Origin of the sequence: Methanobacterium congolense (genome assembly GCF_900095295.1) — an archaeon.
GTDB classification, from domain to species: domain Archaea; phylum Methanobacteriota; class Methanobacteria; order Methanobacteriales; family Methanobacteriaceae; genus Methanobacterium_C; species Methanobacterium_C congolense.
Genome location: NZ_LT607756.1, coordinates 592,235 through 605,059, shown reverse-complemented (window position 1 = coordinate 605,059; position 12,825 = coordinate 592,235). Strand labels below are relative to the sequence as shown.

Genomic DNA, 12,825 nt, shown 5'->3' with positions numbered 1-12,825 from the left:
TGTGTTGAATTTGTTTTGAATCTTTAAATCCGGTTTTTATTCTTAATCCAGTTTTTTTTATGTCTGAATTTTTGAATTTTTTTCCTGTTGATTCTTTTTTTGTTGATTCAATTCAACTCAAGTTCTTTCATCTTAGAGGTTTTCTCTCTAACATATCCTTACATCATAGTACTATTTAAACCTTTATTGTACATATTTGTACATAGTTTTAAATAGGTGGTCATAGAAAAAAGAAAAACAGCAGAGATAGAAAGACAAACTACAAAAACATATCAATTGAATTGAAAAAATGGAGGGGTATCTGTGTGGGACAGGGTAAAACATAAATTCGAGAAATTTCCAGCCCGTATGGCTGTTGCAAGGAAGATCGTGGAGTTAGGACTTAAAGTGGGTGAAAATGGTAAGATTTACTGTGGAGACGTGGAGATAAGTGACCTGGCCCTTGCAAGAGCGTCTGGTGTTGATAGAAGAACAATAAAATCCACAGTAGATGTTATACTGAACGATGATCAGCTTTCAGCCATATTTAATAATATTCATCCGGCAGGTGCCCTTCTGAAGAACATTGCCAAGAACCTTGGATTCGGTGTTGTTGAAATAGAGGCAGAAGCAGGAAACCCCGGAATACTTGCAAAATCCACAGAATTAATATCACGTGAAGAGATAAGCATAAGACAGGCACATGCAGACGACCCTGAACTTGAGGAACATCCTAAGCTTACCATAATAACAGAAAAACCTGTTAAGGGAGAACTGATCAACGAGTTCCTTAAGATACCTGGAGTTAAAAGGGTTTCAATTTCCTAAAGATTTCCTTGATCAAGCCAAAGAGCATTGCTAAATATTGAAATTAAACACAATAACTCCTTAAATTTTATAATTTTATAATAAAAAATTTAGAGCAAACATTAAAACTGAATTGAAAAACTGATTAGATAAAAAAAAACTGATTAAATAATTAAATTTCCATTTAAATAATCAATCCTTTTTAAATAGTTAAAAAAGGGGAAACCCTCTTTCACAGATAGGGTTAAACACCTGAAAAAATGGAAAAAAATGATTTAAAGAGTTTAAAAAAAGATTGTATAAAAAAAATAATTTACAATTATTTTTCTTCCAGATCTTCCTCATCAAGGACCTTCAAAAGCTCATCCCAAGCTTCAAGAGATTCCTGAGCTTCCTGATCTGATAAAACCTCAATGGCATATCCTGAATGAACAAGAACGTACCTTCCAACTTCTAAGTCACCTACAAGGTCCAGTTTTGCCTGCTGTCTTACTCCACCAAAATCAACGGTGGCAACGTTGTCCTTAATCTCAACTATCTGTGCTGGTGCTGCAATACACATAAATATCTCCTCTTGTTAACTTCAATACTCAACATATCAATTTGATGGTTGATATCCAGTTTTTGAATGCAACTTCTCTGCATCTACAATCATAACTTCATATTCACTATGGTTTTACTATTGTTTAAATTTCAACCAATAAAAGCTTTGGTTAATACATCTTTAAAGACTTTGATTATCTTTGAATTTATTTTAAAGCCCGCTTTTTAAATTGAGTTTTAGGTTTGAAACCTTGAAGTTTTCAATCGTAACTTATTTTAGTAATTTTAATATGTAGTTGTACAACTATAATAAACAACATGTTCTGTAATGATCTGGAGGATGAAAAAATGAAGATCGTGGTTATAGGGGGAGGTCCAGCAGGTAGAACAGCTGCAATGGAAGCATCAGAACTTGGGGCAGACGTTACACTGATCGAAAAGAACAAAATAGGTGGTAAATGTCTTAATGAAGGATGTGTTGTTGTTTGCGGACTCAACGACGTTGCGAAGTACCTAAGGAACACCAAAAAATTCAACGAACATGGGATCATCAATCTGAACCCTGAAATCAATTTTGATAAGGTTACAGGTGGAGTTAAAGAAACAATAGGCAAAATAAGGCATATTCTTGAGGTTGAAACTCGTGAAGCAGGTGTTAACGTTGTCATGGGTGATGCCTTGGTTGAGGAGGGTTACGTTTCAGTGGGCAGTGAACGCCACAATTACGATAAACTCATCATAGGAACAGGTGCAGGTGCGTTCATTCCCCCAGTGGAAGGCGCTGAACATGCACTGACCTACAGAGATGTTCTCAACATTCCAGAGGTTCCTGAAAACCTCAACATCGTGGGCAGTGGAGTTATAGCTGCAGAATTTGCAGGTATATTCTCAGCAATGGGCTCCAAAGTAAGGATCTTCTGCAGGCACAGTTTTTTGAAGATGCTCGACCTAGATATCAAAAGTTACGTGGTTGAAAAGTTACTTGGGGATGTTGAAGTGCTTGAAAACACTCCAGTTAATGCTATTCGTCCAGATGGACTCGAAACTGATGATGGTTTTTTTGAGGGAACCGTTCTCCTTGCAGTGGGTATGGTGCCCCACTCTGATGCAGTGAAGCACTTGGTTGATACTGGGAGAAATGGAGAGATACTGGTTAACAGCAAGATGGAAACAAGTAAAGAGGGTGTTTATGCTGCAGGGGATGTGGTTGGTGGAATAGGGTTAACTCCAGTAGCCCGTATGGAGGGAGTTGTTGCTGCAAGGAACGCCTGTGGAATTCATGCTGAGGCAGATTATAGATACGTACCAAGTTCCATATCACTCCAATACGATGTCAGTTTCCTGAAATCTGAATCTTCCACAGGTTCTGAGGGCAGAGTTTCTGAAGGGCACATACCCGGGTCTTCAGGTCCCGACACATTTTGGAGGGTTCTTGATGGGGAAACTGGTTTGAGCAAGGTTGTTTTTGATGCTGAAACTGGAGATATAAATGGTTTGTTTGCAGTATCACCCTCTGGACGTACAACAATGGCTTACATGTCCAAATTTTTAAGGGACAGTTACAAAATCCATGATTTCGATAACTTCGTTGAAACCCATCCCTCAACCGATTCCATTTACAAGCTCATAAGGTTTCTCTCGAAGTTCGAGTGAAATCCAGAAAAGGTCACTATTTAAAAAAATAAAAAAGGAAGATTGAAAAATTATTTACTGAAAAATGTTTTAAATTCTTCTTCATAAATTTCCATTATTTCATTAAACAAATATTCATAAAATTCTTTGAATTTTTCTGGATTATCTTTGTGAATTTTAAATTCAGTTTCATCATTATGTAATTTAACAATAAAAGCCTCTTCCTTTTTTTTCAGTTTTAATCCATATTTCAAAGTTTGATTTGGATATTTTCTTTCTAAATTTTCAGGTATGGTTAATAAAAATCCAATATGAAAAAAGTTGTCCATTGTATGGATGGCTTCATTTAGATTACTTTCTTCTAAGTTAATTGCATCTGCAAATTTAAAGGCATCATCAGGACATTGTAAATATTCAACAAATCCTTCACGTAACCCTATCAAAAATCTTTTACATTCAAAAAGGTTTTCTTCTCTTTCAGTCTGGGCTTTGTTAGCTGCTTTGCTCAATTCTTCATATCTGGTCATTATCCTACCTCTTTTTGTCATATTTATTATTAATATATGATGAATCATTATATTAATTGTTGTTTGATTAAGAACTATGGGCTCTATATTTAGAAGTTTATGTTCGTTCTAACAATACAATATAAAATAGAGGGATTATATGGGACAAAAATATGCGGAACTCCGGAGGATAGATCATAGCTTAAATAATTTCAAATTAAGTATTCAAAATAATCTTAAGGGATTAGGGTTAAGTGATCCTGAGGATATGAGCCAAGTTTTTCAATTTTTGTATAAAAGAGTTTTTAATGCAACAATATCTAAGAAGCCTAAACTAGATGAAGAATTGAAAGCATTGTTGACTCCTTTATTTGAAAATATGTGGATAAATGAGGCTTATGTTCAAACTTCATTGAATAAAAGTTTAACAAATAGTATGAATTATCATCATTACTTCTATTTAGTTTATATCTCTTTTTATTATTCTTTATTTACTTCTATATCTATTGTTTTAAGAATTTTTGAGCCTAAAACGCGAAAAAATTCCCATGCCAAAAAAATTAATAGATTTAACTTGAAAATAGTAAAAACAAAATTTTTAAGGGAATGTTATTTTAAACCCTTTTTATTAATTACTTCGAATAATGAACTTAAAAACTTAGATATAACATACCCTAAAGATATCTGTAATGAAACTGTTAAAAATTGTGCTAAATTAATTAAGGATTATTCTTCTCTTTGTGAACAATGCACAATAAGTGGTGATCCTGTTATTAATGAGGATATAAACACTTTAAAAATTGCTATGAGTTTAGTGAAGTATTGTATTGAGAATGATAATAATTCCGATGGAGTGTCTTATATCCATTATTTCATGTCTAGACGTCATTTTTTACATTATAATGCTTCTTTTGTTTATGATTCTGATGAGGATTATTATAAAGATAATTTGTTAAAGAATATAAAAAGGAGTATGATTTATATTTTAAATATAACTAATTTTCTTACAGAGTCTATTTTTGTAAGAGTATCAAATTTAGAAAATTTTCAAGAGATTTATTATGATTTTGACAATTGCTTATTTGAAGGTATAGGAACGGTTTTTGATGAAAATGATTATTTCACTCAATTTCAGAATTTAACCTTAAGATCACTTTGTTTAGAAAATCCGGAATAACTAACAATATCAAAAGTTTCATTCCATTTAATTTTTAAATTTTCGGATTTAAAGTATAAGTTCAAAGTAGTGTATTTAAGCTTTTAAGGTTTCTTGTAACACTCTCAATGGGATTCTAATGAGGAATAAATAATGTTTGGAAAAAAAGAAGATACTGAAAACTTGAAATATAAAATTGTACATGCAACAAATGAGATAAACTTTAATGAAAGAGTGATAAAACTTGAAAAACTAGGATATGAACTGATACCTGCAAGCTTTGGTGTGGGTGGGGGAAATGGAATAATAGTTCTTATGATACAGAAAAATTTGCTGTAATTTGTTTTGATGCAATTTTTTCTAAAACTTTTGTTGTTCTTTTCTTAACTTTTACTCGTAAGATTTATAAATAATATCAAATGGTTGAAAAATGGTTTAAACAACCATTAGGTAATTTAACAGTACCTGAAGAGGAATAAGGAATGTATGACAAAATTAAATTTTTCATGAATAATCTAATCGACATATTTTTATATTACATATAGAGTTATTTATTAAACAGACTTGCTAATTTAGTATAGTAGTATTGATTTTTCTGGTTTGGGTGAAAAAATGGCATACGGTTGTGGAAGGACTATTTTAGGAGAACCTTTAACAATTCCTTCATTGGAACTTAGTAATAATTTTAATAAAACGTTCAATAAGTATAAAACTAAATTTTTCAGCATCTTAGATAATTTAAAGGAAAGTTTACATAACTTAAGGAAACACCTGCGTATTAAAAAATCTAATACTCAAAAATATGCCCAAGAATATGCCACCATACTTGATAATCAGAGATTAAATAAGGAATATGTTAAATATTTGCATACTATTGATATTCGTCCAATATTTGAAAGTATGGATAAATTAAGGGTTATGTTTAAAAAAGACCCGTTAATTGAGGATGAATTTTTCGATTTTTTAGAAATTCAACAAATTACAGAGTATTTACTAAAAAATCAAGATCATATTAACCCCAATATTAAAGAACTTAATTTTATTATAAAATTATTTAAGGACTTTAAAGAAATAGTCTTCACTAAAGAAAATTTATTTGGAGATATATCCTCTCAAGATCAAGTAACAGAGGAAATGTTATCTAAATATGAACAAAAATATGCATCTTTTGAAGAAGAGTTTTCCCAAGATAAAGAAAAGTTTTATTTAGAGATGTATACTCCTTCAGGCAAACATCAAAACACAATCGACAGTTTATATGCCGTTATGAAGGAGTAACTATAAATGCCTATTTTTTTTGATACAAATGTGCCAGTAGGCTATATTTTTAAATGGGATCCATGGCATCCTTACGCAGAGAGTGCATTTGCTATTGAGGATTTAAAATATTGGTCTGAAACTGTCAAAAACGAGACTCGTCGTAAAATTAAGGAATTTAAAAACTCATATTCTAATTTATTATTATTTTTGTGGTCCGAATTGAAAAATACTGAGGGTAAATTTAGTAAAAAGGATATTATTCAGCTAGCTAATTCTTCTGAAATAGATTTAGACACCAGAAAAATAAGGATAACTATTGAAGAAATTTGGAAAAATGAAAAATTTAGGGTTTGTCTAATTTTTAGTTGATGTTTTTTTATTTTTTTGTTTAGTTTCCCATTTTTCTTTTTGTAGTGTTAATTGTTCTTTTAATCCTTTTTTTGTTTTGAATATTCTTTTTATTCCTTTGGGAAGTGTGTTTCTAAAGTAATTTTCTATTTTGTTGCTTGTTTTCGTGATATTTCTATCTTTTAGATAGTTTGTATATCTATTGAAGTTTTTTAGGAATTTTTTATTTATGAATTTAATAAATGAAGATGAATGGTTGTTTATTTCTTTTTTAAGTTTGTTGAATAATTTTTTTGATTCATTATAGTTTTTTGAATCTATTATTTCAAATATTAAGTTTTTAATATTTTTTATTTGTTCAATTTCTTCTTTATTCAGTTTATTTTTGCGTTTTATCCTTTTTATTTTGGTATTTAATTCTTTTTTTAAGTGAAATATACATAGTTGATGTTTTATTCTTAATTTATCCATTATATTTCTGTAATATGGTTTGTTATCTGTTGTTATGGCAATTATATGTATTTTATCTCGTATTTTCTTTAAAAAGCTTTTAACAGTTTGTGGATTTAGTTTTTCCTCAATTTTTTCTTTGACTAAAATATTGTTTTTAACGTCGAATAAAGCTAATCTAAACATCCATTTACCGTTAATTTTAACGTATTGTTCATCATAGTTATAATATCCGGAATAATCTCTTTTGGTATTGTTATTTCTATTTTTAATTGTTTTTGATAGCCAATTCTTGATCGATTGGGGTGAAGGCCTTTTATTCCAGTCTAATTCAATAATTTTCGATATATTCCTCAATGAAATTCGTTGTAAAGCATTAATAATACTTGGATACTCTTTAATTTCATTATTATATGTTGAATTTTGTTTTAATATGTTATCAAGATGTGTTTGATAATATCCGTCACAGTTTTTGCATTTATATCTTTGTAATCTGATTTTAAAAGGTTCCATTCCTTTAATAAGGATTAATTTTTGGTTAAAACCATGTTTAACATATTTTTTTGAGTTACAAGATGGACAAACTGGTTTCATCAAACTATAAATATTATCATGGTCTTTAGACACGATTTTAGATTTTTCAGTATTTTCTATGGGGTCTTGGTGTTTTTCAGGGATTAATTCATCTTTTTTTAGATTAATGTTCACCCAATCATAAAGTTTATATTGTTTAACACCAAAATAACTATTGAGAGCAGTTTGTTTTTGTTTGGTCATGAAAATAAATCTGCTCTCACCCATATATTAAATTTACTATTTTAAATTTAAATTTAAACCATTTAAACAACTTAAAAAAACTAATATTTTGTTATAAAAAAGTAAGAAAATTTTTTTAAACCAACTAAAAAATGGACAAACACAAAATTTAAACCTATGGAAAATAGTAAAAAAATAGCAGATACTTTTGATAGGATAGCACTGGATTTAAATCGCGATGTGGACTTTAGAAAAAAGGAGTTCCGTTCAAATATGCAATTCCACACACGAACAGGAAAGTATCCAACTATCCAAAAGATATTAGAGAAAAAAATTCATTATCCTGATGTAGATATTTTTTTAGATGCTCATGATTTATGTTTTAAGCATAAGAATTTAGAGGTTATAACTTCCGATTATAATCCAGAAAATATTAAACATGTTAAATCCTACACGCTTATTCGTACAATTACAAATTTAAAAGATTGTAATTCTTAAACTCATTAACTAAAGGATATCTTTATTTTTGTTCTTTTCTTAACTTTTACTCGTAACTTATTTACTATTTAAATACTGATATTTTATTTAAGCAAGTGTAAGGCTGGCAGGCCATGGAATAGACTTTTTAGTCGATTGGTGGTGGCCTGATGGAAGAATTAACACAACCTGAAATTGAAAAAACTATTTTTGAAGAATTATATCAGAACTTGCACATAAAAGGTATGGAAATACTGAAAACTCTCACATCAAATGAAGTGAAAAATGAAATCTTGAATTAGTGCACTGTTTCTCCAAGAAATCCTATCTTTCCAAGACCTGCAGCTTTAGCACCAACACTTTTAGCACCTACAGCCCGTCCCATTCCTTTACAAAGAGGTATAGTCATCATGTAATATCTCCATTTAGGTTACATTTAACGAAAAATTAATTCTTCATGTTAAAATGTTATAGTCCTAAAAAAAAAGATTTTAAAAATTAAATAAGGTCATCAGTCTATTTTAAAATCTTATTTATGAATCTTACTGTAGATCATCTCTGCAATATCATCAGCTGAATTTAAAACGTCTGTCCCATACTTGGAAGCATTCAGCTTCATCTCATCCATATCTCTGAAAGCATCTTCTAGGACTGTTTCAAGGTTTTCAAGTTCAGCCTCAAGCACAGCACCCTTGAAGACTGCAGCTAAATTGTGGTAACGTCCATACTTCACTCCTAAAAGTGCCACAACAGGTATGTTGCATGCCATGGCTTCATGTATCATCATACCATCATCTGTGACCACAGCCACATCAACGAGCTTGTAAAGGTCGCGTATCCAGTCTACGTAACCCAGATAGAACACCTTTTCAGATTCGAAGTAATTCAGGTAATCCTCTTCCAAGGGGTCTCCAACAACAAGTATATTAGCATGAGTTTGGCTTTCTCCAAGTTTTTCCACACCCTGGGCCATTTTTTCAAAGAGTGTTGAACCTGATGAGAAGAGAACAGTTGGTAAAGCTGGATCATAACCTTCTGGCATTTTTTTAAGGGCTTTTTCCCTATCACCCACTATTACTTCGGGGTTTATTGGAGAGTAAGCTTTTTTAGTGTTGAGCTTTTCAAGTTCCGCACTTTCCAACTGGAATAAATTGGACTCAGGTAATGCAACGTTCGTTGTGACCTTTGTGCAGATGTTGGCATCCATTGGGGTTATGAGAACTCCAACAGATGGAACCCTTGCAACGAGTGCTCCAAGACATCCCACAACTGCACCTCCACCTATCACTCCCACCACAACATTGGGTTTAACTTTTTTGCAAAGTCTTGATGCTCCCAGTACTGCTTTGAATGTTTTAAATGCTGCCTTGGCCATTTTTGCCTTTGTTGCAGCGTGTCCTCCCGCCTGTGGAACGCTGGTTTTGTGCCATGTTATTCCATGTTTTTTAAATAGTAAACCTGGCGCTGTGGGATCCAGGGCGAACTCACATTCAACTCCCCTCTTTTCAAGAGCCCTTGCTATGTTGAGGGCTGTCATTGCATCCCCTCCTATGCCCCTTCCTGTAACAACAAATAATGCTTTCATATAATCACCCTAAATTCTTTTAAAATTATTTATCATTCTTAAAAATTCATTAAATTATTTTGATTTATGATTGAACTGTTTTTTAAGGTTTATAAACAATTTATATGCTCACAAACATTTTGTACCTTCAACTTTTATTTTTAGAAGGTATATGCTTATCTGAAAATTCATCTGGAATTTTTTTCCAATATCTATCTGAAGGAGTATAATCCATTTAAAATAATTAAAATCTACTTAAAATTTATTTTAGAAGATTAAAACAAATTATGTGGACAATATGACTTTAAATAAATGAACTATGAACTTTTTTTAAATCTGTGCTTCCTTAAAGAGTTCTGTGCTCCACACAAATTCGTATATCCCCCCAATAGTTTCAACAAACTCTTTGTACTGGTTCCATATTCCAATTGAGGTTTTTGAAACTGCGCTTTCTCCTGAAAACTTGGAGAACGCCACGAGCATTTCCTTTTTATCCCTTAAAACCATTTTTATGTTGGGTATCTGCAGTACCTTCAGGTCGCAACCCACGTTCTCGAGAACTGGAGATACATGTATCACATCATCATCCACCACAGAGTGGGGTACAGTTATGATTCTTACATCCACCCCCTTTTTAATTACTGGTTTAATTAATTCTTTTAATTTGCTAGGTTCTTCCTTGAACATAAACCCTGCCATTATGATCAGGGATTCTTCCGCCCTTGAGATGATCTCGAGTTCCTTGTTCACGATCTTCTCAGGACCGTGCACGAGCCATATGGGTGCTGGTACGTTGGGTATCTGGGTTTCGTAGACCACGTTCAATTCAGCTTCAGCCTTGTCCATTGTTTCCATTATTTCATTTCTCGACCTTTTGAAGACCTCATGGGGAGGTACAACAGTGAATTGCAGTGGTTTGCCTCTGCTCATTTCCACAAATCCCTTCTTCACAAGGGACTTCAGGACAACGTATATCTTAGAACGTGGAACGTTTGATGCTTCACTTAACTCCGTCGCTGTTCCAGATATAACCGATGTTAAAGCCACGTAAGCCCTTGTCTCATAATCTGTAAGTCCCATAGTTTTAAGGGCGTTTAAAGTTTCATTTTCCACTGGAATGTCTGCCAATATGTCACCTTCTTAATTTTTAATTTCATTTAATTGACTTTTTTAAAGATTTTAAAGGATATTGATGTTATTTTGAGGTTATTGGATTGGATATTGGTTTCAAGAATTTGATGAATCATTAGATGTTCACCAGATCATGCTGACAAATGTCAATTTGCTCCATTTTATACTCTGTTAGTTACACAAGTTATAAAAAGGCCATGTTCATATTCCTTATTAACTGAAGGGAAGTGATAAAATTGGAAGAAGAAGTTGATTATGCCATAAAAACATCCCAGCTTGTAAAGAAGTTTGGTGATTTCAAAGCCTTGGATGGGATGAACCTCAAAGTAAAAAAGGGTGAGATTTATGGATTACTGGGTCCTAACGGTGCAGGTAAAACAACCACCATACGAGTACTCTGCGGTTTATCAAACGCCTCATCTGGAAAAGCCCAAATTTTTGGAAAAAAAGTTCCAAACAGTGCAATATCTAAACTCATAGGTTACATGCCCCAGGAAACTGCTCTTTACGATGGGCTCACAGTGAAACAGAACCTGAAATTTTTTGGGGAAATTTTCAGCCTGAAGAATGATAGAATAAATGAAAAAATTGGTGAACTCCTCAAATTCATAGATCTGGAAGACTGGAAGGATGAGGTGACTGGTAACCTTAGTGGAGGAATGAAACACAGGGTTTCACTGGCATGCACCCTCATACATGAGCCAGAAGTACTTTTTCTTGATGAACCTACCGTTGGTGTCGATCCTGAACTCAGGGTATCCTTCTGGAACTACTTCAACATGCTGAAGGATTCCGGTATAACCATACTCATCACAACCCATTACATGGATGAGGCACGCCACTGCGACAGAGTGGGATTCGTTAAAAGGGGCAAAATAATCACAGAAGGACCTCCTGAAGACATATTAAAGGCTACAGGAACCAAATCCCTTGAAGATGCCTTCCTTGAGTTTTCAAGAACTGAGGAATTGAATCATCTTGAAGGAGTTGTTGTTCCATGAACTTCAGAAGAACCTTTGCAGTTACAAAGAGGGTTTTCAGGGACATCAAGAATGATAAACGTACCATTGCTCTCATGCTCCTTGCACCAATCTTTGCAATGTTCGTATTTGGCCTGGCCTTCAGTGGGGATGTGGAAGACGTTAACGTTGTTGTTGTGAATCACGACACTGGTTTTCATGTACCTGGAGGCGAAAACCTTTCACTCTCCCAAGAAATAATCAACAACCTTGACACCAAGGTTTTGAACATCAAATACATGCCAGACGATGCTTCTGCTGTTGGTGAGGTTGAGAATGGAAAGGCCTACGCAGTCATCATCTTTCCTGAAAACTTCACAAAAACTGCTTATACTGGTGCAACAAACCCTTCATCCAATCAAAGTACTCAGATAGTTATAAGGGCTGATGAAAGTGTTGTTAACATAAAAAATGCTATATTCAGCACTGTTGGAGATGCTGCAACCAAGACAATGGAGGATCAGGGCATTAACCCTGCTGTGAAGGTGAATTCTGATCCGGTCTATGGTGAAGGTGCAGAGTTCATAGATTTCTTTGTTCCTGGAATAATGGCCTTCGTTGTCTACCTGCTCACAACACTGCTTACTCTTCTTGCATTCGTTGGTGAGAGAACTTCAGGAACCCTTGAAAGAATTTTAACAACACCAGTCAAGGAAAGTGAAATTGTATGTGGTTACGCTCTGGCCTTCGGAATTGTTGGAACCATACAGGCTGCTTTCCTCCTTGCAGTGGGAGTTCTTGTCTTCAAAATAGATGTGGTTGGAAACGTGCTACTGGCATTCCTGGTGGTTGCACTCCTTGCAGTCGTATCCCAGGCACTTGGAATACTGCTTTCAAGCCTTGCAAACCGTGAAGGGCAAGCCGTGCAATTCATACCATTCATAATACTTCCAGTTTTCCTGCTTTCAGGTGTTTTCTGGCCAATAGAAGCAATACCCACATGGTTAAGGCCACTATCATACGTGGTACCTCCAACCTATGCAGTCGATGCCTGCAGAGCAGTGATACTCAAGGGATGGGGATTGGGTAAGATATGGATAGACGTGGCTGTTCTTGTGGCGTTTGCAACTCTTTTCCTTGTTATGGCTGCACTATCCCTTAAAAGAAAGAATGATTGAAAAGGAGTAAATGGCTCCCATCTTTTTTTTAAATGGTGGTTACTTCTACGATTATATTAGAAGTAATTCCTACCATACA

The 12,825-nt window shown here is 33.6% G+C and carries 15 protein-coding genes; 10 read left to right on the top strand and 5 right to left on the bottom strand.

Annotated elements, in window-relative coordinates:
* The first annotated feature begins 303 nt into the window (after positions 1 to 303).
* Complete coding sequence (locus tag MCBB_RS02935) at positions 304 to 807, top strand: amino acid-binding protein (protein ID WP_071906365.1); 504 nt, start codon at positions 304 to 306, stop codon at positions 805 to 807.
* 298 nt (positions 808 to 1,105) lie between these two features.
* Here the strand turns inward: MCBB_RS02935 and MCBB_RS02930 are convergent, their stop codons facing one another.
* On the bottom strand, positions 1,106 to 1,348 hold the full coding sequence (locus MCBB_RS02930) for a HypC/HybG/HupF family hydrogenase formation chaperone (RefSeq protein WP_071906364.1): 243 nt from the start codon (positions 1,346 to 1,348) through the stop codon (positions 1,106 to 1,108).
* Positions 1,349 to 1,677: 329 nt separating this feature from the next.
* Here MCBB_RS02930 and MCBB_RS02925 point away from each other — a divergent pair, with 329 nt between their 5' ends.
* Entirely contained in the window at positions 1,678 to 2,982 is a 1,305-nt protein-coding gene (locus MCBB_RS02925) for an FAD-dependent oxidoreductase (RefSeq protein WP_071906363.1), read from the top strand.
* 50 nt (positions 2,983 to 3,032) lie between these two features.
* Here MCBB_RS02925 and MCBB_RS02920 read toward each other — a convergent pair whose 3' ends face one another.
* Positions 3,033 to 3,488: a hypothetical protein gene (locus MCBB_RS02920; protein ID WP_071906362.1), complete on the bottom strand. Its 456-nt coding sequence runs from the start codon at positions 3,486 to 3,488 to the stop codon at positions 3,033 to 3,035.
* A 139-nt stretch (positions 3,489 to 3,627) separates the two neighbouring features.
* On the opposite strand from MCBB_RS02920, the gene MCBB_RS02915 reads away from it, so the two are divergent.
* The 4 genes from MCBB_RS02915 (at position 3,628) to MCBB_RS02900 (ending at position 6,252) form a co-directional block, all read left to right on the top strand.
* Positions 3,628 to 4,644: a hypothetical protein gene (locus MCBB_RS02915; protein ID WP_071906361.1), complete on the top strand. Its 1,017-nt coding sequence runs from the start codon at positions 3,628 to 3,630 to the stop codon at positions 4,642 to 4,644.
* 132 nt (positions 4,645 to 4,776) lie between these two features.
* Positions 4,777 to 4,962 (top strand): hypothetical protein, encoded by a 186-nt coding sequence (locus tag MCBB_RS02910; RefSeq protein ID WP_071906360.1) that lies wholly within the window; start codon positions 4,777 to 4,779, stop codon positions 4,960 to 4,962.
* A gap of 273 nt (positions 4,963 to 5,235) precedes the next feature.
* Positions 5,236 to 5,901, top strand: a complete 666-nt coding sequence (locus tag MCBB_RS02905; protein ID WP_071906359.1) for a hypothetical protein — start codon at positions 5,236 to 5,238, stop codon at positions 5,899 to 5,901.
* Between the two features lie 6 nt (positions 5,902 to 5,907).
* Positions 5,908 to 6,252, top strand: a complete 345-nt coding sequence (locus tag MCBB_RS02900) for a hypothetical protein (protein ID WP_071906358.1) — start codon at positions 5,908 to 5,910, stop codon at positions 6,250 to 6,252.
* On the opposite strand, the gene MCBB_RS02895 is transcribed toward MCBB_RS02900, so the two are convergent.
* Positions 6,238 to 7,482 (bottom strand): transposase family protein, encoded by a 1,245-nt coding sequence (locus MCBB_RS02895; RefSeq protein ID WP_171899072.1) that lies wholly within the window; start codon positions 7,480 to 7,482, stop codon positions 6,238 to 6,240. The genes MCBB_RS02900 and MCBB_RS02895 overlap by 15 nt on opposite strands.
* 132 nt (positions 7,483 to 7,614) lie before the next feature.
* Between MCBB_RS02895 and MCBB_RS02890 the strand changes: the two genes are divergently transcribed.
* Positions 7,615 to 7,935, top strand: a complete 321-nt coding sequence (locus tag MCBB_RS02890) for a hypothetical protein (RefSeq protein WP_071906356.1) — start codon at positions 7,615 to 7,617, stop codon at positions 7,933 to 7,935.
* Between the two features lie 149 nt (positions 7,936 to 8,084).
* Positions 8,085 to 8,216, top strand: coding sequence for a hypothetical protein (locus MCBB_RS12335; RefSeq protein WP_269454993.1), 132 nt, complete (start codon positions 8,085 to 8,087; stop codon positions 8,214 to 8,216).
* A gap of 227 nt (positions 8,217 to 8,443) precedes the next feature.
* On the opposite strand, the gene MCBB_RS02885 is transcribed toward MCBB_RS12335, so the two are convergent.
* Entirely contained in the window at positions 8,444 to 9,499 is a 1,056-nt protein-coding gene (locus tag MCBB_RS02885) for a glycosyltransferase (RefSeq protein ID WP_071906355.1), read from the bottom strand.
* A gap of 309 nt (positions 9,500 to 9,808) precedes the next feature.
* Entirely contained in the window at positions 9,809 to 10,606 is a 798-nt protein-coding gene (locus MCBB_RS02880; RefSeq protein ID WP_231916391.1) for a TrmB family transcriptional regulator, read from the bottom strand.
* 239 nt (positions 10,607 to 10,845) lie between these two features.
* Between MCBB_RS02880 and MCBB_RS02875 the strand changes: the two genes are divergently transcribed.
* The gene (locus MCBB_RS02875) at positions 10,846 to 11,610 is read left to right on the top strand and encodes an ABC transporter ATP-binding protein (RefSeq protein ID WP_071906354.1); all 765 of its coding nucleotides are present in this window, start codon (positions 10,846 to 10,848) and stop codon (positions 11,608 to 11,610) included.
* Positions 11,607 to 12,746 carry an ABC transporter permease gene (locus MCBB_RS02870; RefSeq protein WP_071906353.1) on the top strand — a complete coding sequence of 380 codons (1,140 nt, stop codon included), beginning with the start codon at positions 11,607 to 11,609 and terminating at the stop codon, positions 12,744 to 12,746. The genes MCBB_RS02875 and MCBB_RS02870 overlap by 4 nt, the downstream gene beginning before the upstream one ends.
* Positions 12,747 to 12,825 lie beyond the last annotated feature (79 nt).